This window comes from Pseudomonas sp. MT92, from assembly GCF_058792515.1.
On sequence record NZ_JBXAFA010000006.1, the window covers coordinates 13,381 to 37,221 of the forward strand.

Annotated in this window: 24 protein-coding genes; 6 read left to right on the forward strand and 18 right to left on the reverse strand. The window is 58.2% G+C overall.

Annotated elements, in window-relative coordinates:
• Positions 1–4 precede the first annotated feature (4 nt).
• The 10 genes from tolQ to AC1Q6D_RS12710 form a co-directional block, all read right to left on the reverse strand.
• On the reverse strand, positions 5–700 hold the full coding sequence (tolQ, locus tag AC1Q6D_RS12665) for a protein TolQ (RefSeq protein WP_047532507.1): 696 nt from the start codon (positions 698–700) through the stop codon (positions 5–7).
• Complete coding sequence (gene ybgC, locus AC1Q6D_RS12670; RefSeq protein WP_047532508.1) at positions 690–1,157, reverse strand: tol-pal system-associated acyl-CoA thioesterase; 468 nt, start codon at positions 1,155–1,157, stop codon at positions 690–692. The genes tolQ and ybgC overlap by 11 nt, the downstream gene beginning before the upstream one ends.
• Positions 1,158–1,284: 127 nt before the next feature.
• A complete protein-coding gene (gene ruvB, locus AC1Q6D_RS12675; RefSeq protein ID WP_047532509.1) occupies positions 1,285–2,346 on the reverse strand; it encodes a Holliday junction branch migration DNA helicase RuvB in 1,062 nt (353 codons plus the stop codon).
• Entirely contained in the window at positions 2,347–2,955 is a 609-nt protein-coding gene (gene ruvA, locus AC1Q6D_RS12680; RefSeq protein ID WP_047532510.1) for a Holliday junction branch migration protein RuvA, read from the reverse strand. It abuts the gene before it with no gap.
• Positions 2,956–3,069: 114 nt separating this feature from the next.
• Positions 3,070–3,594, reverse strand: coding sequence for a crossover junction endodeoxyribonuclease RuvC (gene ruvC, locus AC1Q6D_RS12685; RefSeq protein WP_034149140.1), 525 nt, complete (start codon positions 3,592–3,594; stop codon positions 3,070–3,072).
• 147 nt (positions 3,595–3,741) lie between these two features.
• Entirely contained in the window at positions 3,742–4,488 is a 747-nt protein-coding gene (locus AC1Q6D_RS12690) for a YebC/PmpR family DNA-binding transcriptional regulator (RefSeq protein WP_103406787.1), read from the reverse strand.
• 120 nt (positions 4,489–4,608) lie between these two features.
• A complete protein-coding gene (aspS, locus tag AC1Q6D_RS12695) occupies positions 4,609–6,384 on the reverse strand; it encodes an aspartate--tRNA ligase (protein WP_047532512.1) in 1,776 nt (591 codons plus the stop codon).
• 110 nt (positions 6,385–6,494) lie between these two features.
• Positions 6,495–6,716, reverse strand: coding sequence for an FmdB family zinc ribbon protein (locus AC1Q6D_RS12700; RefSeq protein ID WP_007977333.1), 222 nt, complete (start codon positions 6,714–6,716; stop codon positions 6,495–6,497).
• Between the two features lie 135 nt (positions 6,717–6,851).
• Positions 6,852–7,190, reverse strand: coding sequence for a ribbon-helix-helix domain-containing protein (locus AC1Q6D_RS12705; protein WP_103406788.1), 339 nt, complete (start codon positions 7,188–7,190; stop codon positions 6,852–6,854).
• Positions 7,191–7,461: 271 nt separating this feature from the next.
• Entirely contained in the window at positions 7,462–7,932 is a 471-nt protein-coding gene (locus tag AC1Q6D_RS12710; protein WP_047532514.1) for a Dps family protein, read from the reverse strand.
• 310 nt (positions 7,933–8,242) lie between these two features.
• On the opposite strand from AC1Q6D_RS12710, the gene AC1Q6D_RS12715 reads away from it, so the two are divergent.
• Complete coding sequence (locus tag AC1Q6D_RS12715; RefSeq protein ID WP_047532515.1) at positions 8,243–8,845, forward strand: cold-shock protein; 603 nt, start codon at positions 8,243–8,245, stop codon at positions 8,843–8,845.
• Between the two features lie 66 nt (positions 8,846–8,911).
• Here the strand turns inward: AC1Q6D_RS12715 and AC1Q6D_RS12720 are convergent, their stop codons facing one another.
• Positions 8,912–9,118, reverse strand: a complete 207-nt coding sequence (locus AC1Q6D_RS12720; RefSeq protein WP_047532516.1) for a SlyX family protein — start codon at positions 9,116–9,118, stop codon at positions 8,912–8,914.
• Positions 9,119–9,121: 3 nt separating this feature from the next.
• Positions 9,122–9,547, reverse strand: coding sequence for an HIT domain-containing protein (locus AC1Q6D_RS12725; protein WP_103403975.1), 426 nt, complete (start codon positions 9,545–9,547; stop codon positions 9,122–9,124).
• 911 nt (positions 9,548–10,458) lie between these two features.
• Between AC1Q6D_RS12725 and AC1Q6D_RS12730 the strand changes: the two genes are divergently transcribed.
• Complete coding sequence (locus AC1Q6D_RS12730) at positions 10,459–11,784, forward strand: OprD family porin (RefSeq protein ID WP_103403969.1); 1,326 nt, start codon at positions 10,459–10,461, stop codon at positions 11,782–11,784.
• A gap of 224 nt (positions 11,785–12,008) precedes the next feature.
• Here AC1Q6D_RS12730 and AC1Q6D_RS12735 read toward each other — a convergent pair whose 3' ends face one another.
• Together AC1Q6D_RS12735 and AC1Q6D_RS12740 are read right to left on the reverse strand one after the other, a co-directional pair.
• On the reverse strand, positions 12,009–12,851 hold the full coding sequence (locus AC1Q6D_RS12735) for a mechanosensitive ion channel family protein (RefSeq protein WP_047532520.1): 843 nt from the start codon (positions 12,849–12,851) through the stop codon (positions 12,009–12,011).
• A 136-nt stretch (positions 12,852–12,987) separates the two neighbouring features.
• On the reverse strand, positions 12,988–13,473 hold the full coding sequence (locus tag AC1Q6D_RS12740) for a YajQ family cyclic di-GMP-binding protein (RefSeq protein WP_047532521.1): 486 nt from the start codon (positions 13,471–13,473) through the stop codon (positions 12,988–12,990).
• 134 nt (positions 13,474–13,607) lie between these two features.
• On the opposite strand from AC1Q6D_RS12740, the gene AC1Q6D_RS12745 reads away from it, so the two are divergent.
• Genes AC1Q6D_RS12745 through AC1Q6D_RS12755 form a run of 3 tightly spaced genes read left to right on the forward strand, consistent with a single transcriptional unit; the run spans position 13,608 to position 17,191 of the window.
• Positions 13,608–14,525: a putative 2-dehydropantoate 2-reductase gene (locus AC1Q6D_RS12745; protein ID WP_103403968.1), complete on the forward strand. Its 918-nt coding sequence runs from the start codon at positions 13,608–13,610 to the stop codon at positions 14,523–14,525.
• 45 nt (positions 14,526–14,570) lie between these two features.
• A complete protein-coding gene (locus AC1Q6D_RS12750) occupies positions 14,571–16,607 on the forward strand; it encodes a sensor histidine kinase (RefSeq protein ID WP_047532523.1) in 2,037 nt (678 codons plus the stop codon).
• Between the two features lie 2 nt (positions 16,608–16,609).
• Positions 16,610–17,191 (forward strand): cob(I)yrinic acid a,c-diamide adenosyltransferase, encoded by a 582-nt coding sequence (locus AC1Q6D_RS12755; RefSeq protein ID WP_103403967.1) that lies wholly within the window; start codon positions 16,610–16,612, stop codon positions 17,189–17,191.
• A gap of 64 nt (positions 17,192–17,255) precedes the next feature.
• Here AC1Q6D_RS12755 and AC1Q6D_RS12760 read toward each other — a convergent pair whose 3' ends face one another.
• The 4 genes from AC1Q6D_RS12760 to secA form a co-directional block, all read right to left on the reverse strand.
• Positions 17,256–18,200 (reverse strand): Nudix family hydrolase, encoded by a 945-nt coding sequence (locus tag AC1Q6D_RS12760; RefSeq protein ID WP_103403966.1) that lies wholly within the window; start codon positions 18,198–18,200, stop codon positions 17,256–17,258.
• Entirely contained in the window at positions 18,197–18,829 is a 633-nt protein-coding gene (locus tag AC1Q6D_RS12765) for a glutathione S-transferase family protein (protein WP_103403965.1), read from the reverse strand. Before AC1Q6D_RS12765 ends, AC1Q6D_RS12760 begins: the two co-directional genes overlap by 4 nt.
• Before the next feature lie 146 nt (positions 18,830–18,975).
• Positions 18,976–20,193: a bifunctional glutamate N-acetyltransferase/amino-acid acetyltransferase ArgJ gene (argJ, locus tag AC1Q6D_RS12770; RefSeq protein WP_103403964.1), complete on the reverse strand. Its 1,218-nt coding sequence runs from the start codon at positions 20,191–20,193 to the stop codon at positions 18,976–18,978.
• Positions 20,194–20,312: 119 nt separating this feature from the next.
• The gene (gene secA, locus AC1Q6D_RS12775; RefSeq protein ID WP_047532533.1) at positions 20,313–23,048 is read right to left on the reverse strand and encodes a preprotein translocase subunit SecA; all 2,736 of its coding nucleotides are present in this window, start codon (positions 23,046–23,048) and stop codon (positions 20,313–20,315) included.
• 308 nt (positions 23,049–23,356) lie between these two features.
• Between secA and AC1Q6D_RS12780 the strand changes: the two genes are divergently transcribed.
• The gene (locus tag AC1Q6D_RS12780) at positions 23,357–23,812 is read left to right on the forward strand and encodes a DUF721 domain-containing protein (RefSeq protein WP_047532534.1); all 456 of its coding nucleotides are present in this window, start codon (positions 23,357–23,359) and stop codon (positions 23,810–23,812) included.
• Positions 23,813–23,841 lie beyond the last annotated feature (29 nt).

Consider the following 23,841-nt stretch of genomic DNA (forward strand, 5'->3'; position numbering starts at 1 on the left):
CTGCTTATTCTTCGCTGGTGTGCACTTTGCGGTGCAGGATCGCCTGGAATTCATCGGCGAAGGTGTAGTAACGGCTCAGCAGGGTTTCGCTGCGAGCAGAGAAGCGGTTGTAAGCGATAACGGCCGGGATGGCGGCGAACAGACCAATCGCGGTGGCGACCAGGGCTTCGGCGATACCGGGCGCCACAGTCGCCAGCGTTGCTTGCTGGGCAGTCGCCAGGCCACGGAAGGAGTTCATGATGCCCCACACGGTACCGAACAGACCGATGTACGGGCTGACGGAGCCGACGGTGGCCAGGAATGGCAGACTCTGCTCGAGCTTTTCTTCTTCGCGGGAAATGGCGACACGCATGGCACGAGCCACGCCTTCCATGACGGCTTCAGGATCGACGCCTGGTTGCTGACGCAGACGGGAGAACTCCTTGAAACCGGCGCGGAAGATCTGCTCGACCCCCGAATCCGGGTCCGGGTTGCTGCCGGCCTGACGGTAGAGCTTGGACAGGTCGATACCCGACCAGAAGCGCTCTTCAAAGCTCTCCAGGGCACGTCGGCCAGCGCGTATCAGATTGCTGCGCTGAAAGATCATGATCCACGAGGTCACCGATGCGGCTACCAGGATCAGCATTACCAGTTGCACCACGACACTGGCATTGCTGACCAGGCTCCACATGGAGGAATGGTCGACGACGTTAGCTTCCACGCTTTATCTCCTGCTTTGAGTGTGTACCCGCGCCGCTCACGTCGGCAAAGGCCGCTCGTAGAGCTTCGGGAATGGCCCGGGGTTTCAAACTGTTAGTGCGCACACAGGCCACCAAAAACTGCCCCTCGCAGAGCAGCACATTATCCGTAGCCCGCCTGACCTGCTGTTTAAAGCGCAGGCTGGCACGGTTCAATTCGATTACTTCAGCGCTTACCAACAGTTCGTCGTCCAGTCGCGCCGGCGCGTGGTAACGCGCTTCGCTGGAATGCACGACGAACAACAGGTCCTCCCCTGCCAGCTGCGATTGGGCAAAACCCAGTTCTCGTAGCCGCTCGGTTCGAGCCCGTTCCATAAACTTGAGGTAATTAACGTAATACACGATGCCGCCCGCATCGGTGTCCTCGTAATAAACGCGACAACGATGTGCGAAAGGCTCAAGCCCGTTTTGCGCGCGCATACTCTAGTGCTTACTCCTCAGGTTGCCAATCCGGCGAGACAACTGTTTTTCATTGTTCTGCGGCTTTCTTGCAAAAGTACGGTCCTAGGACAGCACAATGCCCGAATAAATCAGCGCGCAAAGGTTATTAATCGTCCACGGCATCAAGGAACTCGTCTATCACGGGCATCTCGCCCAATCGTGACGGAATGTTCAAGCCGAAATGCAGATATGCATGCCGCGTCACCACCCTTCCCCGCGGCGTGCGCATGATGTAGCCCTGCTGAATCAGATAGGGTTCAAGTACGTCTTCAATGGTGTGACGCTCCTCGCTGATGGCTGCGGCGAGACTGTCGACCCCGACCGGCCCGCCATCGAACTTCTCGATCATGGTCAGCAACAGACGTCGATCCTGGTGATCGAAACCACGCTCATCGACATCCAGCAGGTTCAATGCCAGGTCGGCAATCGGCTTGGTGATGTGCCCCTTGGCGCGAACTTCGGCGAAATCCCGCACACGACGCAGCAAGCGATTGGCAATTCGCGGGGTACCCCGGGCACGGCGGGCGATTTCAAAGGCGCCTTCCGGATCCAGCGGCAAACCGAGGATGTTCGCTGAACGACTGACAATCGTGGCCAGATCGGCCGTGCTGTAGAACTCCAGACGCTGCACGATCCCGAAACGGTCACGCAACGGATTGGTCAGCATCCCCGCCCGCGTGGTCGCACCGACCAGGGTGAAGGGCGGCAGATCCAGCTTGATCGAGCGTGCGGCCGGCCCTTCACCGATCATGATGTCGAGTTGGAAATCTTCCATGGCCGGATATAGCACTTCTTCGACAATCGGCGACAGTCGATGGATTTCGTCAATGAACAGCACGTCATGGGGTTCAAGATTGGTCAGCAGCGCGGCGAGGTCACCCGGGCGCTCCAGCACAGGCCCAGAAGTGCTCTTGATCGAAACCCCCATTTCCTGGGCGATGATATTGGCCAGGGTGGTTTTACCCAGGCCCGGCGGACCAAAAATCAGCGTGTGGTCCAGGGACTCACTGCGCCCGCGGGCCGCCTGGATGAACAACTCCATCTGCTCGCGAACGGTCGGCTGACCGATGTACTCGGCCAGGCTGACAGGGCGTATCGCACGGTCCTGGACTTCCTCGCGATCACGGGGACCACCCGTTGCGGCGATCAGACGATCAGCTTCAATCACTTAGATCATTCCCTTCAGGGCACGACGAATCAGGTCTTCACTGCTCAATCCTTTCTCCTTGATCGCGGAAATCGCCTTGCTGGCTTCCTGAGGCTTGTAACCCAGGGAAATCAGCGCACTGACTGCATCGCTTTCAGCAGTATTCACCGGGGCCGGGCCATCTGGCTGGTTCGGCACCAGGGCAAACATCGCCGGCACCGTTTCCCAGGCCTTGAAGCGATCCTTGAGTTCGACCAGCAGGCGCTCCGCGGTTTTCTTGCCCACGCCCGGCACCTTGGTCAACGCCGAGGTGTCCTGGGATTGCACGCAACGGACCAACTCGTCGACCTCCAGACTCGACATCAAGGCCAGCGCCAATTTCGGTCCAACCCCATTGAGACGGATCAACTCGCGAAAAAAGTCTCGCTCGCGCTTGCCGACGAAGCCATAGAGTAACTGCGCGTCTTCGCGTACGACCAAATGGGTATGCAGCGTCAGCGGTTCACCGACCGACGGCAGCCGATACAGCGTAGTCATGGGCACTTCCAGCTCATACCCCAGACCGTTTACATCGAGAATCAGATGCGGCGGCTGTTTTTCAGCCAGTGTGCCGCGCAAGCGTCCAATCACGTTACAGATCCTTGAGCGTTGGCCAGCGCGAGGCCAGCGACTGACAGAACAAGGATTTTGCGCCGACGACACAGGCGAAAAACCTTCATTCCATAAAATTGACTGTTGATGCTATCAGAGACGCAAGCGCCCGCCACGACTGCGTGCCGTGCCCAGACCATGGGGCAACAGGCTGGAACGGGTGTGAGCATGGCAAATGGCAATGGCCAGGGCATCCGAGGCATCGATTTGCGGCTTGCTGGTCAGCTTCAGCATATGCATGACCATCATTTGCACCTGCTCTTTGTTTGCCCCGCCCGTCCCGGTTACCGCTTGCTTGACCTGGGTTGCGGTGTATTCGGCAATTTCCAGGTTTTCTTCGGCACCAGCGACAATGGCCGCGCCGCGAGCCTGTCCGAGTTTCAAAGCCGAGTCGGCGTTACGTGCCATGAACACCTTCTCGATGCCCATGGTCACCGGACCGTAGGTCTGGATGACCTCGCGAACGCCGCGATAAACGATTTGCAGGCGCTCATGCAACTCGCCCGACCCCGTGCGAATGCAGCCCGACGCCACGTAAACGCAGCCTCGGCCGGTATCGCGCACCACGCCATAACCGGTGATACGCGAACCGGGGTCGATACCTAGAATTAAAGTCATAACGCCTGCGGGTATTGAAAAAAACCAAGTGTCGAACCTGTAGGAGCGAGCTTGCTCGCGATGGACGCGAACGATGACGCGGGCTAACTGAATTAGCGCGCCGCTCTCGGGCTCATCGCGAGCAGGCTCGCTCCTACAAAGGCAAAATCAACCGAGCTGTGCGGCCACCGACTCTGGAATATCCGCGTTGGAGTAAACGTTCTGTACGTCATCCAGGTCTTCGAGCATGTCGATCATTTTGAGGACTTTCTCGGCGCCTTCCAGATCCAGCTCGGCGCTGGTGGTCGGCAGCATGACGATTTCCGCGTCATCACCCTTGAACCCGGCCGCTTCCAGCGCGTTACGCACGGAATAGAAACCGGCAAACGAGGTGAACACGTCGATGGAACCATCTTCATTGGTCACCACGTCATCGGCATCAGCCTCCATGGCCGCTTCGATCAGTGCGTCTTCATCAACGCCAGGCACAAAGGAGATCTGACCCTTGCGCTCGAACAGGTAGGCGACCGAACCGTCGGTACCCAGGTTGCCGCCGCACTTGCTGAACGCATGGCGTACCGCCGCCGCCGTGCGGTTGCGGTTGTCGGTCATGCACTCGACCATCACCGCTACACCACCCGGGCCGTAACCTTCATAGGTCAACTCGACCACATCGTCAGTGTCTGCCGCGCCGGTGCCTCGGGCAATGGCCCGATCAATGATATCGCGACTCATGTTCGCACCCAGGGCCTTGTCCAGGGCCAGGCGCAAACGCGGGTTGGAGCCCGGATCACCGCCACCCTGACGGGCCGCGACGGTCAGCTCACGAATCCACTTGGTGAAAATCTTGCCTCTCTTGGCATCCTGACGTTCTTTGCGGTGCTTGATGTTCGCCCACTTGGAATGACCTGCCATAACTCGCTCCGAATTCTCTTTGACACATTACCCGCCACGCGGCATCGCGTCGGCCGGCAAAAAAAATTTCGACCCTTATAAAGAAAAGGCGCATCCGAAGATGCGCCCTTCAGGCCAGTCTTACTCAGCCTTAGGCGTTTCGCGCAGACGAATATGCAGTTCGCGCAATGCCTTGGCATCCACCTGCCCCGGCGCCTGAGTCATGACATCCGCCGCGCTCTGGGTTTTCGGGAAAGCAATCACTTCACGGATCGACTGGGCGCCGGTCATCAGCATCACCAGGCGGTCCAGACCGAAAGCCAGGCCACCGTGCGGCGGCGCGCCGTACTTCAGGGCGTCGAGCAGGAAGCCGAATTTCTCTTCCTGTTCGGCTTCGTTGATCCCCAGCAGACGGAACACCGACTGTTGCATCTCTTTGCGGTGAATACGAATCGAACCACCACCGAGCTCGGTACCGTTCAGAACCATGTCGTAGGCGCGGGACAGAGCGGCTGCCGGGTTGGCCTCCAGCTCTTGCGGGGTGCACTTCGGCGCGGTGAACGGGTGGTGCAAGGCGCTAAAGCTGCCGTCGTCGTTTTCTTCGAACATCGGGAAGTCGACGACCCACATTGGCGCCCACTTGCAGGTCAGCAGGTCCAGGTCGTGGCCGAGCTTGATCCGCAGAGCACCCAGGGCTTCGCTGACGATCTTCGACTTGTCGGCGCCGAAGAACACGATGTCGCCGTCGACCGCACCGACGCGATCGAGAATCACGTTGAGGTTGGCTTCAGGGATGTTCTTCACGATTGGCGACTGCAGGCCTTCGACACCCTTGGCGCGCTCGTTGACCTTGATGTACGCCAGGCCCTTGGCGCCGTAGATGCCGACAAACTTGGTGTAATCGTCGATTTGCTTGCGTGGCATGCTGGCACCGCCAGGAACGCGCAAGGCGGCGATGCGGCATTTCGGGTCGTTGGCCGGGCCGCTGAACACCTTGAAATCGACTTCCTTGAGCTGATCGGCAACGTCAACCAGTTCCAGCGGGTTACGCAGGTCCGGCTTATCGGAACCGTAACGACGCATAGCCTCTTCGAAGGTCATGTGCGGGAACTCACCGAACTCCAGATCCAGCACTTCCTTGAACAGGTTGCGGATCATGCCTTCGGTCAGGCCCATGATGTCTTTTTCATCGAGGAAACTGGTCTCGATGTCGATCTGGGTGAATTCCGGCTGACGGTCGGCACGCAGGTCTTCGTCGCGGAAGCACTTGGCGATCTGGTAGTAACGATCGAAGCCGGCGACCATCAGCAGTTGCTTGAACAGCTGCGGCGATTGAGGCAGGGCGAAGAACGAACCGGCGTGGGTACGGCTCGGCACCAGGTAGTCGCGCGCGCCTTCAGGGGTGGCGCGAGTCAAGATCGGCGTCTCGACGTCGAGGAAACCGTTTTCGTCCAGGTAGCGACGAATGCTGGTGGTCATGCGCGAACGCAGACGCAGCTTCTCGGCCATTTCCGGGCGACGCAGGTCAAGGAAGCGATAGCGCAGGCGGGTTTCCTCGCCAACGTCGGAGAACTCGTTCAGCGGGAACGGCGGTGTTTCCGACTCGTTCAGCACTTCCAGCTCGTAGCCGAGGACTTCGATCATGCCCGACGCCATGTTGGCGTTGGTAGCACCGGCCGGACGCAGGCGAACCTTACCGGTGACCTTCACGACATACTCGCTGCGCACGCGGTCGGCGGCGGCGAAGGTTTCAGCGCGGTCCGGATCGAATACGACCTGGGCCAGACCATCACGATCACGGATATCGAGGAAAATCACCCCACCGTGGTCACGGCGACGGTGGACCCATCCGCAAAGGGTAATTTCCTGGCCGTCCAGGCTTTCGTTCAGTTGGCCGCAATAATGGCTGCGCATCATGGTCGTGGTTTCACTTCTCGTAATTCGAAATTCGGTTGGAGGCCCTGCGTATATACCAGTCGGCATATGATGCAAGGGCTCGCACGTGTCGTTCAACTCAGGTCCAGACCCTAGTCAGCTTTGTCGCCGCCGGCCAGGTTCTTCTTGGAACCGGTCTTGAAATCGGTTTCGTACCAGCCAGTACCGCTCAGGCGGAAACCCGGCATGGACAGCATCTTCTTAAGCTCTGGCGCCTGGCATGCAGGGCAGTCGACCAGCGGTGCGTCGCTGATCTTTTGAATGGCTTCCAACTGATGACCACAGGAAGCACATTGATAATCGTACATCGGCATGAGGTTTGTCTCGGTGATCAGATTGCTACCGTCTACACTCGGTTTTACGGCAAAGCGCGGGATTATATCCATTAAATGCAGCCTGTGCAGCCGTAAGACTGCACAGATCGACACACCGCTGTTCCACTGAGACAGTCAGGCCATCACCATGCAACGCCCTTCCTTGCGACTGTGCACGACACAGACAACACGCACCAGACCGCTGAAATTCTTCACCCCTCCATGACGCAAATGCACTTCGCGATCCACGTGGGACAACAATGCACTGACCGAACAACAGTTGATCCTGGCCATATCGCCCAGGATATCCCAGTAAACCTGCTCAAGCCGCAAACAGGTGGCGAAGCCATTGAGCCGCACCGACCGGGACAAGGGCCGGGCCAGCCCCATATCGAATTCGCTGACAAACGGATCAATCCTTTTGCCTGTGAGCGGACCGCTCCTCTGCTCGTTTCGCCTGTCCTCATAATCCATACCGTTGACACTCCTTTGCCATTCCGGGCTTTCATAAGCGCAATTTGTGTGCTTATAAAACCGCGAGGGCAAAGTTATATCCAGATGACTTTATGACCATCCACGTAGGATAAGCCAACAACTGAAGGCAGATCATGGAGAGCGTCCTACTCCGTGGTTTTTCCTACGCCCCCAAGTACAAGGGTCATTCCAGCATCAGGGCGTATTGCCGAAAAAAGACAAGACAGCGCGCGGACGACACCCGCCGGGTGTCGTCCGCGCACAGAATGAGTTACTCAGCCAGCAGTGAGCGCAGCATCCAGGCGGTCTTCTCATGAACCTGCATACGCTGGGTCAGCAGGTCAGCCGTGGGCTCGTCACTGACTTTTTCCAGCAATGGAAAGATGCCTCGAGCCGTACGTGTGACTGCCTCCTGGCCTTCGACCAATTGCCTGATCATGTCCTCGGCGGCTGGAACACCTTCTTCTTCCTTAATGGAAGACAGGCGCGCATAGACTGAATAGGCACCAGGCGCCGGAAATCCGAGTGCGCGAATTCGCTCGGCAATCAAGTCGACCGCCAGTGCCAGCTCGTTGTATTGCTCCTCGAACATCAAATGCAGGGTCCGAAACATGGGACCGGTGACGTTCCAATGGAAGTTATGGGTTTTCAAATAAAGTACGTAAGTGTCCGACAGCAGCCTCGACAATCCATCGACGATGGACTTGCGGTCCTCTTCACTGATTCCGATATCGATTGCCATGTTTTTCCCCTAGAGGTGACGAAATTCATCCGACAGGTGCAGGATCACTCTAGCAAGCCCTCCCCCCCGCCGCAGCCCTGCCCCCCCTTTTCATCCCACGAAAAATCGCCGCCCATGCACCGCTGGACTCCCTGATTTGAGTAGCTACTGGCTTTGCTGTTAAATAGGCGGTGTGTCGCTGACCCCTATATTTTCCGGGCGCCGCGCATAGGCTGACAACGGGTACGTGCCCAACGCCTCTTATTGTTCTGAAGCGAACCGTGCTCGATCAGCTCTTCCTTGTGATCCGTCTTAACGTGAGTTAATCAAAATGTTGAAAATCGTCCACCTGCTAATGGGCGCAGCGGCTCTGCTGCTGTCCTTCATCCCTAGCCTGCGATCCGAAGCCGTACCTTACCTGCAACAACCCGACGCACTGTACCTGGCCTTTTTCGGCCTGCTAAACCTTACTCTCGCTCCTGTTATCCCTTACTGGAACAAAGGCCCGCGCCATCAATTGCAGAACCTGGTCAGCGCCCTGCTGGTTCTGGCTGTTGTCCTGCAAACACTGACGCTGATCGCACCGATGCCGGTGATCGCCGGTCAACCTGCCGTTCTGTTCAGCCTGGTCGCTGCCCTGATTGCCGTTGTTTTGCACCTGGCGGTCAGTTTTTACAAATCGTCACCGGCCACCACTTCGCCTGGCTATGACATGAGCAACCGCGATACCGGCACCGTCAAGTGGTTCAACACGTCGAAAGGCTTCGGCTTTATTTCCCGCGACTCCGGTGACGATATTTTCGTGCACTTCCGGGCCATTCGCGGTGAAGGCCACCGCGTCCTGGTCGAAGGCCAGCGCGTGGAGTTCTCCGTCATGAACCGTGACAAGGGCCTGCAAGCCGAAGATGTGATCGCCGCTCTGCCGCGACGCTGATTCAAGGCATAAAAAAACCGCGAACAGCCAGGCTGTTCGCGGTTTGTTATTGCCGGCGCCTGGGCCTTAATAATGTGGCGGTGGCGCCTCTTCCTCGAACGACTCGAACTGGCCGGCCATTTCTTCCTGGCGCTTGAGCAATGCGGCCATTTGCAGTTGCAGGCGCTCAACCGCACGCTGCTGTGCCGCCACCACATCATTCAATGCCTGAATGGTGTCATCCTGAAACGCCAACTGGCTCTCCAGATCGGTAATGCGATCTTCCAGGCTCATGATTCAGCCCTCCACGAACGAAAAATTACTGGTCAGCACCAGACGCAGCCGATCTCGAATCACCTCGACCTGCTCGGCACTGTAGGGTTTGGCCGGGTGCTTGCCCCAGACCGGAGCCGGCCAGGCGGCGTCCTCACGCTTGCGCACGATCACATGCATGTGTAACTGGCTGACAACGTTGCCCAAGGCCGCGACATTCAACTTGTCGGCGCCGAACGAGTCCTTGAGCACCTCGGCCAGCGCAGTGGTTTCTTGCCAGAGCCGCAACTGATCGGCGACATCCAACTGAAATATCTCACTGATATCGTCGCGGCGAGGGACCAGGATGAACCAGGGATAATTCGAATCATTGGACAACAGCAACCGACATAGCGGGAAATCGCCAATCGGCAACGTGTCTTGTTGAAGTCGTGGATCTAAAGCGAACACTGAGTGCACTCCCGCCTGGTCATCAATTTTCAGCTTAGCGCCCACCCCGAAAGATCGCGCACCAAGCGACTGGTCGGCAGCATACCTGCGAATGTCGCCGGCTTCACGAGCAACCATTGTCGAAGCCCGCCCGAGAGCCTGCAAAGGGCCGACGCGCGCCCCGAGATGAGACATTTCATGGCGAAACGCACCATTACTGACCCGATGCCAGCAAAACGAATAGCGAAATGACCAGCAAATACCTATCCGTTCAGGGCGTGACAAACGCGTAACTGTACGAATTCAGTACAGCGCATAAAATTATTTGCACCAAAACCGCACAATGCGTCTACGCTGAATGCTTCGACATCCGCCATTTACCCACTGACGGGGTGAACCGGTAACGTTTTTGGTTGTCACGCCGCCGTACATCGCGATCAACACGATGCAAACCATGGCGTCAAGCACGAATAACGGAAGCATGAACCCCCCGGTTTTATGAGGTTTTGGCGCACCAGGCAGGCATTCAGAAAAAAAGATCAGCAAAAAGCTGGTTTGTGCACATTTGTTGCATTAGCACCCACATCGTCTATGAGGACACCGCTGGAAGCGGGAACCTTGAGACCAAAAAAAAACAGTGGCAGGTAGCCCGATGGAGATTCAAACGTTTCACCAGGGACTCTTTTTACCGATGCTCAAGCCCAGAAACAGCATTAAAGTTGTCCGTCCTGTTGCATCGGGGCTGTAAATTTGCGACATCTAGCAAGCCGTTTGCGACAGGGTCGTAAAGAAGCTGAAAGGTTAGATGCGCAAGTATCGCCAACATTGTCGGCGTGATATAAGTTTGCGCCGACACAAAAAGAAAGAGCCGCCCAGATAATAAAACAGGTGGGACGGCAGTACTCTTCTAAAAACCAAAGGAGCAAATCACGATGCGCGTGATGAAGTGGAGCATGATCGCACTGGCTGTTGCAGCTGGTACCTCGCAGTTCGCAGTAGCGTCCTCCCAGGACGATTCCAAGGGTTTCTTCGGCGATCAAAGCCTGAAACTGAAAACCCGTATGGAATACATGAACCGCGATTACAAAAACGGTGTTAGCAACCCGTCCTCCGGTACCTCCGGCTACCGTCAGGATACCGGTGTTAGCCAACTGCTCAACTACGAGTCGGGCTTCACTCAAGGTACTGTAGGTTTCGGCCTTGATGCCATGGCAATGGGCTCGGCTAAACTTGACGGTGGCTCGGGTCGCCGCGGTAACGGTCTGTTCGCCAACGACAGCGATGGCAACCCGGAAAAATCCCAAGGCAAACTCGGTGGCGCAGTTAAATTCCGCCTCTCCGATACCGTACTGAAATACGGTCAGCAGTTCGTTGCCAGCCCAGTGTTTGCTACCGATGACAGCCGTCTGCTGCCAGAAGTTGCTACCGGTACCCTGATCACTTCCAAAGAAATCAAGGGCCTGGAACTGAACGCTGGTCGTTTCACTTCCCTGAGCAAACAAACCGGCATGGGTCGTGACAGCATCGGCGGTCTGCCAGATGAAAATGGCAACGGCGGCAAAGGCCTGACCAACATCAATATCTTCGGTGCAAGCTACGCTTTCACTGATAATTTCACCGGTGCCCTGGCTGCGTCGGATGCTGATGACTACTTCAAAAAGTACTACATCAACCTGAACTACACCCTGCCAATCGCTGACAACCAGTCCCTGAACTTCGACCTCAACGGTTACAAAACCAAAGGCGAAAGCCGTGGTGACCTGGTTGACGCTATCGGTGACGGCACCCTGGGTGTGGACAACAACCTGTGGTCCCTGGCTGCTGCCTATAGCCTCGGCGCTCACAAGTTCACCGTCGCTTACCAGCAATCCAGCGGTGACAACGCTTACTACTACGGCGTTGACGGTAACAGCACCATCTTCGTATCCAACTCCATCCAGATCTCCGACTTCGTGGGTCGTGAAGAGAAGTCCTGGCAGGCTCGCTACGACCTGAACATGGCTACCTACGGCGTACCTGGTCTGAGCTTCATGACCCGTTACGTGAAGGGTGACAACATTAACGTTGCCAATGCTGGTGAAGGTAAGGAATACGAATGGAACCTGGAGTCCAAATACGTAGTCCAGGAAGGTCCGGCTAAAGATCTGTCGTTCCGCGTACGTTACGCCAACTATCGTTCGAACGCAGCGTACAGCGGCTACTCGCCTGACCTGTACGACACTCGTCTGATCGTAGAGTACCCGCTGAACATCCTCTAATCCGGGTGTAACACAGCAAGTACTGTAAAAAGCCGCCCACCTCTTCAGGTGGGCGGCTTTTTTATGCCTGCCATATTCATGAAAAACCAGCAAACAACTTCATTTCATAACATCAGTCTTTTTTTCAATGAACTGATCAAAACTCACAAAAAAGCCCAAGAGGCAATTATCCTCTTGGGCCCAGTGCCACTAACGGAGCAAATAACCAACTAAGTTGGTATGGCTTACTGCACTGCCGCTTCCTGAACCACACGAACAACCCGTTGTGGAAATGGAATATCGATGCCAGCCTTTTTCAATCGATCACGGGACTGTTCATTAAACATGAACATTACGTCCCAATAATCTGCCGTTTTGACCCACACTCGTAGGGAAACAGTGATCGAACTGTCACCCAAGGTCGAAATGACCGCCTGAGGCGCGGGGTCCGTCAAAACACGCGGATCCTTGGCCAGGTCCAGCAAGACTTGACGGGCCTTTTGCAAGTCTGCTTCGTAATCCACGCCAACGTCGAACACTACTTTGCGGGTCGGCTGGCGATTGGTGTTGGTGATGATGCCGTTCGACAGATTGCCGTTTGGCACGATAATCGTCTTGTTGTCACCTGTTCGTAACACGGTGTGGAAGATCTGGATGCTGTCGACAGTACCGGCGACACCTTGAGCTTCAATCCAGTCACCGATTCGGAAAGGCCGGAACAGCAAAATCAGCACACCACCGGCAAAGTTCGCCAGACTGCCCTGCAGCGCCAGACCAATGGCCAGACCCGCCGCACCGATCGCAGCCACGAACGAAGTGGTTTCCACACCGATCATCGACGCCACGCTGACGATCAGCAGTATCTTGAGAATGATATTCGCCAGGCTACTGATGAACCCTTGCAGGGCCAGATCCGCATTGCGCAGGGCCAAAAGACCGCCGAGCTTTTGCGTGACCTTGTTGATCAGCCACCAGCCAATGGCCAGGGTGATCACTGCCAGCAGCACACGACTGCCGTATTCCATGATCATCGGGATCCAGGCCTGGGATACCTTGACCAGGTTGTCTACTTCAGCATTCAAATCCATCTATTTTCTCCTGATTTCCGGCCATCCGGCACACGAAAAATAAACGGTAGAAATGACCGTCCCCTCAGGGGCAATCGTTTCTACCGTTGCTTGGGCCTCGGACGCCGAAAACGCCGAGAGGTTCCCGCTTGCTACGTCAGTCGCGGAAGTTGTTGAACTGCAGCGGCATGCCGAATTCCTTGGCCCGCAGCACTGCAATGGCCTCCTGCAGGTCATCACGCTTCTTGCCGGTGATGCGCACTTGCTCGCCCTGAATGGCGGCCTGGACCTTGAGCTTGGCGTCTTTGACGTGAGCGACGATTTTCTTCGCCAGCTCTTTGTCGATACCTTCCTTGAGGACGGCTTCCTGCTTCATCAACTTGCCCGATGCAAAGGCATCCTTGACTTCAAGGCATTGCACGTCGATCTTGCGCTTGACCAGCGACAGCTTGAGGATCTCAATCATCGCTTCCAGCTGGAAATCCGCTTCGGCGGTCAGGTTGACGGTCAGGTCCTTTTCCTTGAACTCGAAGCTGCCTTTGCCTTTCAGGTCATAACGACGATCGAGTTCCTTGACGGCGTTTTCGACCGCGTTGGTGACTTCGTGTTTGTCCAGTTCGGATACCACGTCGAACGACGGCATGTAATTTCTCCAATAAATGGGCGCGCCGATGAAGCACACCTGGCTTGCGGTAAAAATCCGCGCTGATTATAACGGGTCTTTCCCATCATTCACTGTGAGCCTTCCATGCGCGCCTTAAACAGAGCAAAAAGCTGATGTCCACAACCTGGCATGTCCTGGGGGCCGGAAGCCTTGGCACGTTGTGGGCGACGCGCCTGGCTCGGGCCGCAGTGCCGGTGCGGCTGATCTTGCGGGATACCGCGCGCTTGCAGGCTTACGAAACGGCAGGCGGGCTGACACTGGTCGAACACGGAGAGGCGCGGCACTACCCGGTGCCCGCCGAAACTCCTGACAGTATCGAGCCGATCAATCGCCTGTTGATCGCCTGCAAAGCCTACGACGCTGAAAAAGCCGTGGCGCAAGTCGCATCACGCCTGGCTCCCGGTGCAGAGCTGATTCTCCTGCAGAACGGCCTGGGCAGTCAGGACGCCGTCGCAGCGCAGGTACCACAGGCACGCTGCATTTATGCATCAAGCACCGAAGGCGCCTTCCGCGACGGCGACTGGCGTGTGGTGTTCGCCGGTCATGGATTCACCTGGCTTGGCGATGTTGGCCATCCAGTCGCGCCGATCTGGCTCGAGGACTTGAGCGCCGCCGGTATTCCCCATGAGTGGAGCACCGATATTCTGACCAGACTGTGGCGCAAACTGGCGCTCAACTGCGCGATCAATCCGCTGACGGTGCTGCACGATTGCCGAAATGGCGGTCTGCTGGAGCATCACTGTGAAGTCGCTACCCTTTGCGGCGAACTGACCGAATTGCTTGAGCGCTGTGGCCAGCCGGCGGCGGCCGAGAACCTGCAGCAAGAGGTGGAACGGGTGATCCATGCCACCGCTGCCAACTACTCTTCGATGCATCAGGACGTGAACAATCGACGTCGCACCGAAATCGGTTACTTGCTGGGTTACGCCTGCAAGGCGTCGGACAGGCACAAGCTCAACCTGCCGCACCTCAATCAACTGCAACAGCGCCTGGTTACCCATCTGAAAAGCCTTGGATTGCCCAGCGACTGAGCAGCGGCTACGCTGGCCACTTGTTCCTTTGCAGCGATAAACCTGATGCCATTGCGCCAGCGCCTTGAAAACCTTCCTGTCGGCCAGAAACTACTGGCCGCCCTGTTGGTGCTGTTAACCACCGTCCTGCTGGTCGCCAACCTGACCTTTATCAGCGCCGCGTATTACATTTCCCAGGAAAGCATGGCCCCGCAGGCCCTGCAGACCATTGGTCGACTGGTGTCCAACCCGAGCCTGGTGGCCGATGCCTTGCAATCGCCACAAAACGCCGAGCGCCTGCTCAATGAACTCAACAGCTATTCCCCGCTGCGGGCAGCCGCTCTCTATGACGGCAAGGGTGTACGTCTGGCACAGCTACAGCATGGCGACCACCTGAACCTGCCCGAGCGTTACCGGCACATCGAAGCCTGGCAAGCCACCGAGTTTCGCAGCAATCAAGTGATCACCCTGCCCCGTCCCGGGACTGACCCCGGCCACTTGCTGCTGGTGGCCAGCAGCGAACTGCCGATGGCGTTCTATACCGGCACCCTGACCGCCAGTCTCGGGATTCTGATCTTCAGCGTGCTGCTGTGGATGGTGATCGCCCGGCAAATCAAACGCCTGATTACCCGGCCGATCCACGAACTCGAAGAACTCTCCCGGCAAGTGACGCGGGAAGAGAACTACGCCTTGCGCGCCTCGCGTGGAAATCACGATGAAATCGGCAGTCTCGCTGAAGCGTTCAACACCATGCTTTCGCGCATCGAGGCCCGGGAGCAGCAACTCAAGCGGGCGCGGGATGATTCTCAGGCCGCTTATGACCAGGCTCAGGGGCTGGCTGAAGAAACCCGGCACACCAACCGCAAACTGGAGCTCGAAGTCCAGGTACGCAGCAAGATCGAGAAGAAACTCACCGGCTTTCAGAATTATCTCAACAGCATCATCGACTCCATGCCGTCGGCCCTGATCGCCCTCGACGAGCAGCTCTACGTCACGCAGTGGAACCAGGAAGCCAGCGCCCTCTCCGGCACGCGCCTCGATGAAGCCTTGAACCAGCCAATTTTTCTCGCTTTCGAACCGCTCAAGCCGTTTCTCCCACAACTCAAGCAAACCGTCGAACAACACACTGTGGCCAAGATCGAACGCGTGACCTGGGTCAAGGACGATGAACCCAAGCACTACGCCCTGACCTTCTACCCACTGATGGGCGGCGCCGGGCGTGGGGTGGTGATCCGGATCGACGACATCACCCAGCGCCTGTCCCTGGAAGAAATGATGGTGCAGTCGGAGAAAATGCTGTCTGTCGGTGGCCTTGCCGCCGGCATGGCCCACGAGATCAACAACCCTTTGGGCGCGATCCTGCATAACGTGCAGAACATTCGTCGACGCCTGTCCCCCGATTTGCCGAAGAACCTTGAGCAGGCCGAACAGGTCGGCGTCGAACTGTCGACGGTCAATGACTACCTGCAAGCCCGCGAAGTGCCGCAGTTGCTCGACGGCATTCAGCAAGCCGGCGCCCGAGCGGCAAAAATCGTGACCCACATGCTCAGTTTCAGTCGCCGCAGTACCCGACAAATGGCCCCTTGCGATCTACCGGCGCTGATCGATCAAGCCGTGGAAATCGCCGGTAACGACTTCGACCTGGCGATCGGTTTCGATTTCAAGGGCCAGGCAATCATTCGCCAGTTCGACCCGGCGCTGGGCCCGGTGCCCGGCACGGCCAACGAGCTGGAGCAGGTGCTGCTCAACCTGCTGAAAAACGCCGCCCAAGCCATTCACCAGCGCGAAGACGACAGCGAACCGGGACGGATCATTCTGCGTACCAGGCTGAATCCGCCCTGGGCCGAAATCCAGGTCGAAGACAACGGCGTCGGCATGAGCGAAAGCGTGCGCAAACGTACGTTCGAACCCTTCTTCACCACCAAGGAAATTGGTCAGGGCACCGGTCTCGGCTTGTCCGTCTCGTACTTCATCATCACCAACAACCATAAGGGTCAGATGGAAGTGCAATCGACCCTGGGCCAAGGCACCTGCTTCACCCTGCGCCTGCCATTGGCGGGCACCCCGCTCGTCTCTCAAGAACTCAATCAGCTATCGAGGTAACCATGGGCTTTCGCTTGTCGAAGATTTACACCCGCACCGGCGACAAAGGCGAAACCGGTCTGGGCGACGGCCGCCGCGTGCCCAAGGACCATCCGCGGATAGAGGCCATTGGCGAGGTCGATACGCTTAACAGTCAGGTGGGTGTGTTACTGGCCGGACTGGCCGCGCAAAGCGCCGAGCATCCGGGGTTGAAAGAAGTGGTCGAGGTATTGGCGCCCTGTCAGCACCGACTGTTTGACCTTGGCGGCGAACTGGCAATGCCGGAGTATCAAGCGTTGAACGCCGCAGAAATCGAACGCCTGGAAGCGGCGATCGATGTGTGGAACGAGGAGCTGGGGCCGCTGGAGAATTTCATTCTGCCGGGCGGTTCGATGCTGATTGCCCAGGCTCACGTCTGCCGCAGCCTGGCTCGCAGTGCCGAGCGCCGCTGCCAGCACTTGAACGCGCTTGAACCGCTGGCCGGAGTGGGGCTCGCATACATCAATCGATTGTCGGATTTGCTGTTTGTGATGGCGCGGGTGATTGCTCGGCGTCAGGGGGTTGCGGAGATTCTTTGGCAGCCCGCGGCGAAACCTGAAGTTTAGTCGTCGCCTATTAGGCCCTCTTCGCGGGCAAGCCCGCGAAGAGGTCGGCAGCATCACTGCATAATCAAGCCTCAGGCCAAAACGCCCGAATCCCGGCCACACCTTGCGCACCCGCCGCCCAAGCCTTCTGAACCTCCGCAGGCCCAACGCCACCGAGCAGGAACACCGGTTTGCTGAAACCGTCGATCAAGGTAGAGGCCTGTTCCCAACCCAGCGGTTGGGCGCCCGGATGAGTGAGGGTCGGCTGCACAGGTGACAGGGTCACGAAGTCCACGCCCATCTCTTCGGCCAGCGCCAGTTCTTCGGCGTTATGGCAGGACGCCGCCAACCAGCGCGACGCCGGCAATGGACGACCGGCCGCTGCGTATTTGCGCAGCTGCGCCGAGGTAATGTGCCAACCGGCGGAAGGGAAATCTCCCAGCCATTCGAACGGGCCCTTGATCATCAATTGCGCCTTGCCGGCGCACAGTCCCACCGCGTCCACAGCCAGATCACGATACTTGGGGTCGTAACCGTTCGGTGCGCGCAGCTGGATCAGCTTGATGCCGCTCGCGATGGCTTTCTGGATCCCCCTCAACAAGGCCGGGGTTTCCAGATCCTCCGGGGTGATCAGGTATTGCTCGGGCAAACGGGCAGCGGCGACGATAGGTCGATTGGCCTCAGGAAACTCGTAATTCGAGAGCTCACGGGCGGTCACCCAGGCCAAAGGCTGACCTTCGGCACCATGAGGTTCGCCGGTGAACGCCGAGACTTCCCAAACATCCAGTAATACTTGCTTGTCCGGGTAGTCGTGTTGAACCTTGATCAGCGGTCGCGCGACGTCGACGACAATGCCCAATTCTTCGTGAAGCTCGCGACCAAGAGCCGTTTCAACGGACTCGCCAGCTTCGACCTTGCCACCAGGGAATTCCCACAGCCCCCCCTGATGCTGGGTGTCGGCACGGCGAGCGATGAGAATCTTGCCGCTGCTATCACGGATAACGGCGGCGGCTACGTGTACTCGTTTCACCGCTTGATTTCCTCCAGTCCGGCCTTCTGCCAGGCCTTGAAGGCTGGCCATTGGTAGATGGTTTGAACATAGGCTTCGTCAGCTGCGGACAGCTTCACCTGATAGGTGCGCAGGCGCACGGCGATGGGCGCAAAAAACGCGTCGGCCAGGGTGGCCCGACCAAACAGGTACGGCCCGCTTTCCGTCGCGGCTGCGCGGCACTCGGCCCATAACGCGGACATGCGTTCAATGTCCGCCTGCACGTCGGCCGGAACCGGCGACAGCGGCGCATCACGGCTCAGGTCGAATGGCATGTTGCCGCGCATGGCGAAGAACCCGGCATGCATCTGTGCGCACGCCGAACGCGCCTGGGCACGGGCGGCGACGTCCTTGGGCCAAAGATCGGCATCCGGGAACTGTTCTGCCAGGTACTCGGCAATCGCCAGCGAATCGGCAATGGTGCCGTGTGAGGTTTTGAGCAGGGGTACTTTGCCGGTCGGCGAATGCTTGAGCAGCCGATCGCGGGTGTCCGGCTGGTTGAGCTTGATCAGCTCCTCGGTATAGGGGGCACCGGTCAGGTCGAGAGCCAGGGCGCCGCGCAGGGACCAGGAGGAAAGCAGTTTGTCGCCAATGATCAGGTGAAGGCTCATGTTCGGGACCTTTTGATGAAGGGGACAGGCCAGTCTAGCCAGTGACTGGCAGGCCGCCATCGCTAGCAGGCTAGCGCCCACAGTTGTTCGGGTTTACACAAATCCGATGTGGAAGCGAGCCTGCTCGCGATGGGGTCGACGCGATCTTAAGTACGGTACTCGGCGTTGATCTTCACGTACTCATGCGACAGGTCGGTGGTCCAGATGGTTTCGCTGCAATCGCCACGTCCCAGTTCGATACGGATGGTGATCTCTTCCTGCTGCATCACCGCCGCGCCCTGGGCTTCGGTGTAAGTCGCGGCGCGCGCGCCACGGCTGGCGATGCACACGTCGCCGAGGAACACGTCGATCTTGCTCACGTCCAGATTCGGTACACCCGCGCGGCCAACGGCGGCGAGGATACGACCCCAGTTCGGATCGGAAGCAAACAATGCAGTCTTGATCAGCGGCGAGTGGGCCACGGTGTAACCAACGTCCAGGCACTCCTGGTGATTAGCGCCGCCGTTGACTTCAACGGTGACGAACTTGGTCGCGCCTTCACCGTCGCGCACGATCGCCTGGGCCACTTCCATGCACACTTCGAACACGGCTTGTTTCAACTTGGCGAACAACTCGCCTTCAGCGCGTGTGATTTCCGGCAGCGCGGCCTGACCAGTGGCGATCAGCATGCAGCAGTCGTTGGTCGAAGTGTCGCCATCGATGGTGATACGGTTGAACGACTTGTTGGCGCCGTCCAGCAACAGGTTTTGCAACACATCGCGGGAGACTTTGGCGTCGGTGGCGATGTAGCCCAGCATGGTCGCCATGTTCGGGCGGATCATGCCCGCGCCTTTGCTGATGCCGGTGACGGTGATGGTCACGCCGTCATGCTGGAACTGACGGCTGGCACCCTTGGGCAGGGTATCGGTGGTCATGATGCCGGTGGCAGCGGCTTCCCAGTTATTGACCGACAGGTCGTCGAGGGCGGCTTGCAGCGCGCCTTCGATTTTCTCGACCGGCAGTGGCTCGCCGATCACACCGGTGGAGTACGGCAGCACCAGGCTGGCATCCACACCTGCCAGCTCGGCCAGTTTGGCACACGTGCGCGCGGCGGCGGCAAGGCCGGGTTCGCCGGTACCGGCGTTGGCATTGCCGGTGTTGGTCAACAGGTAGCGTACCGGGCCTTGCACGCGCTGCTTGGCCAGGATCACCGGTGCCGCGCAAAAGGCGTTGAGGGTGAACACGCCCGCGACGGTCGAACCTTCGGCACAGCGCATGACCACAACATCCTTGCGCCCCGGGCGCTTGATACCGGCCGAGGCAATACCGAGTTCAAAACCGGCAACCGGGTGCAACGTTGGCAAAGGACCAAGACCAACAGCCATGAATGCGCTCCTTATAGATGATGTGTGCACCGCTTCAGGAAGAGCGGTGGTGTAAATGGCAAAACGCCGCGACGGCAGGAGCCGGTCGCGGCGCGGGTATTTCAGCGTTTGAAACGGGGTTACTGAATCTGCCCGTGGCAATGCTTGAATTTCTTGCCCGAACCGCAGTAGCACAGCTCGTTACGGCCCAGCTTCTGCTCACTGCGTACCGGTGCGGTGGCCAGGGCCACATCGACCTCCTCACCCAACGCTTCCGGCTGCTCCAGACCTGGTGCTTCTTCATGCAGGAACTGCATGCGCGCCGCCAGTGCTTCGGCCTCCTGACGCAAACGGGCTTCTTCTTCGGCCGGATCTTCGCGACGAACCTGAACGTGGGACAGCACACGGATCGAATCGCGCTTGATCGAATCGAGCAGTTCGGAGAACAGCGTGAACGACTCGCGCTTGTACTCCTGTTTCGGGTTCTTCTGGGCATAGCCACGCAGGTGGATGCCGTGACGCAGGTGATCCATGGTCGACAGGTGGTCTTTCCACAGGTCGTCCAGCACGCGCAGAACGATTTGCTTCTCGAAAGTACGCAGCGCCTCGGCGCCCGCCTGGTCTTCTTTCTCGTTATACGCCGCCACGAGTTCCTGCATCAGCTTCTCGCGCAGGGTTTCTTCGTACAGGTGATCGTCTTCGTCGAGCCATTGCTGGATCGGCAGCGCCACGCCGAAGTCGCTCTGCAAGGCGGCTTCCAGACCGGCCACGTCCCACTGCTCCGGCAGCGATTGCGGTGGAATGTGTGCGCTGACGGTGGCGTTGAGCACGTCCTGACGGAAGTCGGCGATGGTTTCACCGATGTTGTCGGCGGCCAGCAACGTGTTACGCATGTGATAGATCACTTTACGCTGTTCGTTGTTGACGTCGTCGAACTCGAGCAGTTGCTTGCGAATATCGAAGTTGCGACCTTCAACCTTGCGCTGCGCCTTTTCGATGGCGTTGGTCACCATGCGGTGCTCGATCGCTTCGCCAGGCTGCATGCCCAGGGCTTTCATGAAGTTTTTCACCCGGTCAGAGGCGAAGATGCGCATCAGGCTGTCTTCCAGAGACAGGTAGAAACGGCTGGAACCGGCATCACCCTGACGACCGGCACGACCACGCAACTGGTTGTCGATACGGCGCGACTCGTGACGCTCGGACGCGATCACCTGCAAACCGCCCGACTCGAGCACTTGCTGGTGACGCTTCTGCCAGTCGGCCTTGATCTGGGCAATCTGCTCAGGGGTCGGGTCTTCCAGCGAAGCCACTTCCACTTCCCAGTTGCCGCCCAACAGGATGTCGGTACCACGACCGGCCATGTTGGTGGCGATGGTCAGTGCGCCTGGGCGACCGGCCTGGGCGATGATCTCGGCTTCCTTTTCGTGGAACTTGGCGTTCAGGACCTTGTGTTCGATGCCTTCCTTCACGAGCAGGCTGGACATGTGCTCGGACGTTTCGATGGTCGCAGTACCCACCAGCACCGGACGACCGGCAGCCATGCTTTCCTTGATGTCGGCGACGATTGCCGCGTATTTCTCGTCGGCGGTCAGGAACACCAGGTCGTTGTAATCCTTACGGGCCAACGGCTTGTTCGGTGGAATGACCATGACCTGGAGGCCATAGATCTGGTGGAATTCGAACGCTTCGGTGTCGGCCGTACCGGTCATGCCGGACAGCTTGCTGTACAGACGGAAGTAGTTCTGGAACGTGGTCGACGCCAGGGTCTGGCTTTCGGCCTGAATGTTGAGGTTTTCCTTGGCTTCGATGGCCTGGTGCAGACCCTCGGACAAACGACGGCCCGGCATGGTACGACCGGTGTGTTCGTCGACCAGGACAACCTGGCCATCCTGCACGATGTATTCGATGTTGCGATGGAACAGTTTGTGCGCACGCAGACCGGCATACACGTGAGTCAACAGGCTCAGGTTGTGCGCCGAGTACAGGCTCTCGCCTTCAGCCAGAAGGCCGATGCGGGTGAGGGTTTCTTCGACGTACTGGTGACCGGCTTCGTTGAGCTCTACCTGGCGGGTCTTCTCGTCAACGGTGTAGTGACCGGCCTTGGTGACTTCGCCTTCGACTTCCTCGACATGCAACTCCAGCTGCGGGATCAACTTGTTGATCTCGATGTACAGCCTGGAGCTGTCCTCGGCCTGACCGGAAATGATCAGCGGCGTACGGGCTTCGTCGATGAGGATGGAGTCGACTTCGTCGATCACGGCAAAATTGAGTTCACGCTGGAATTTTTCTTCCATGCTGAACGCCATGTTGTCGCGCAGGTAATCGAAACCGAATTCGTTGTTGGTGCCGTAGGTAATGTCGGCGGCGTAGGCGGCGCGCTTCTCTTCCGGCGGCTGGAACGGCGTGACCACGCCGACCGTCAGGCCGAGGAATTCATAAAGCGGGCGCATCCAGTTGGCGTCGCGGCGAGCCAGGTAGTCGTTCACCGTCACAACGTGCACGCCCTTGCCTGACAATGCGTTGAGGTAAACGCCCAGTGTCGCCACCAGGGTCTTGCCTTCACCGGTGCGCATCTCGGCGATCTTGCCTTCATGCAAGGTCATGCCGCCGATCAGCTGGACGTCGAAGTGGCGCATACCCATGACGCGCTTACCGGCTTCGCGGGCGACCGCAAAGGCTTCTGGCAGCAGCTTGTCGAGGGTTTCCCCTTTGGCGATGCGGGCCTTGAACTCATCTGTCTTGGCACGCAATTGATCGTCCGAAAGGGCCACCATTTGCTCTTCGAAGGCATTGACGAGTTGCACCGTCTTGAGCATGCGTTTGACTTCACGCTCGTTCTTGCTTCCAAAAAGTTTCTTTAACAAAGGCGCAAACATATCGGCAGGATCTTCCACACTAAAGGGATGGAGGGCGGCCCCGTGAGTCGCCCGTGCAGCCCTCATGGCCGCATGCGAACGAGCATTCTACCCGGAAACGATGGTGAGGAAAGTGGCGTTATTCCACGATGCTGGCACAGCGCTGTGACGGGGCTCACTTAAAATAGGGGCAAATGGCTGAACTTCAAGCCATAGGCGACAGAAGTTACTTGTTGATTTAATGGGCAAACCCCGCATAAAAGCAATGGGGCAGGTGCATCCGGTGCTTTCTGCTACCATGGCGGCTCTGTTACTTCAGGTGTCTGATCATGGCATTTCGCCCTCTTACGGCCAGAGCACCCGCCGTCCTGCTTCGCGAAGCCAAACCGCTCAAGGCCATCCTCGGCCACGCTCAACGCCTTGGACATCTGCAGCGGCTGCTGGAAAGCCAACTGCAACCGGCCGCCCGCGAGCATTGTCATGTAGCGTCGTGGCGCGAAGGCAGTTTGTTGCTGATTGTCACCGACGGTCATTGGGCCACTCGACTGCGTTATCAACAAAAGCGCCTGCAGCGGCAATTGCAGATGTTCGACGAGTTCACCAACCTCACGCGAATCCTGTTCAAGGTGCAGCCACCTACGGTTCAGCAAGGTGCCGCCGGGCATACCATGGATTTGTCCAACGATGCCGCCGCCACCATTCAGGCGACAGCCGACGGCATCAGCGACCCGAACCTGCGGGCCGCGCTGGAACGATTGGCGGCGCACGCCAGGCCCAAGGGTTGATAAAAAACCAATGTGGGAGCGAGCCCGCT

Excerpts from the sequence above, each read along its gene's own strand:
- AC1Q6D_RS12690 (WP_103406787.1), bottom strand. The coding sequence starts at position 4,488 with ATGGCAGGTCATTCCAAGTGGGCGAACATCAAGCACCGCAAAGAACGT.
- argJ (WP_103403964.1), bottom strand. The coding sequence starts at position 20,193 with ATGGCTGTTGGTCTTGGTCCTTTGCCAACGTTGCACCCGGTTGCCGGT.
- AC1Q6D_RS12705 (WP_103406788.1), bottom strand. The coding sequence starts at position 7,190 with ATGGATTATGAGGACAGGCGAAACGAGCAGAGGAGCGGTCCGCTCACA.
- AC1Q6D_RS12780 (WP_047532534.1), top strand. The coding sequence starts at position 23,357 with ATGGCATTTCGCCCTCTTACGGCCAGAGCACCCGCCGTCCTGCTTCGC.
- AC1Q6D_RS12720 (WP_047532516.1), bottom strand. The coding sequence starts at position 9,118 with ATGAGCCTGGAAGATCGCATTACCGATCTGGAGAGCCAGTTGGCGTTT.
- AC1Q6D_RS12710 (WP_047532514.1), bottom strand. The coding sequence starts at position 7,932 with ATGGCAATCGATATCGGAATCAGTGAAGAGGACCGCAAGTCCATCGTC.
- AC1Q6D_RS12700 (WP_007977333.1), bottom strand. The coding sequence starts at position 6,716 with ATGCCGATGTACGATTATCAATGTGCTTCCTGTGGTCATCAGTTGGAA.
- AC1Q6D_RS12715 (WP_047532515.1), top strand. The coding sequence starts at position 8,243 with ATGTTGAAAATCGTCCACCTGCTAATGGGCGCAGCGGCTCTGCTGCTG.
- aspS (WP_047532512.1), bottom strand. The coding sequence starts at position 6,384 with ATGATGCGCAGCCATTATTGCGGCCAACTGAACGAAAGCCTGGACGGC.
- AC1Q6D_RS12745 (WP_103403968.1), top strand. The coding sequence starts at position 13,608 with ATGTCCACAACCTGGCATGTCCTGGGGGCCGGAAGCCTTGGCACGTTG.
- AC1Q6D_RS12755 (WP_103403967.1), top strand. The coding sequence starts at position 16,610 with ATGGGCTTTCGCTTGTCGAAGATTTACACCCGCACCGGCGACAAAGGC.
- ybgC (WP_047532508.1), bottom strand. The coding sequence starts at position 1,157 with ATGCGCGCGCAAAACGGGCTTGAGCCTTTCGCACATCGTTGTCGCGTT.
- AC1Q6D_RS12730 (WP_103403969.1), top strand. The coding sequence starts at position 10,459 with ATGCGCGTGATGAAGTGGAGCATGATCGCACTGGCTGTTGCAGCTGGT.
- secA (WP_047532533.1), bottom strand. The coding sequence starts at position 23,048 with ATGTTTGCGCCTTTGTTAAAGAAACTTTTTGGAAGCAAGAACGAGCGT.
- AC1Q6D_RS12740 (WP_047532521.1), bottom strand. The coding sequence starts at position 13,473 with ATGCCGTCGTTCGACGTGGTATCCGAACTGGACAAACACGAAGTCACC.
- AC1Q6D_RS12765 (WP_103403965.1), bottom strand. The coding sequence starts at position 18,829 with ATGAGCCTTCACCTGATCATTGGCGACAAACTGCTTTCCTCCTGGTCC.
- AC1Q6D_RS12735 (WP_047532520.1), bottom strand. The coding sequence starts at position 12,851 with ATGGATTTGAATGCTGAAGTAGACAACCTGGTCAAGGTATCCCAGGCC.
- ruvC (WP_034149140.1), bottom strand. The coding sequence starts at position 3,594 with ATGACTTTAATTCTAGGTATCGACCCCGGTTCGCGTATCACCGGTTAT.
- AC1Q6D_RS12750 (WP_047532523.1), top strand. The coding sequence starts at position 14,571 with ATGCCATTGCGCCAGCGCCTTGAAAACCTTCCTGTCGGCCAGAAACTA.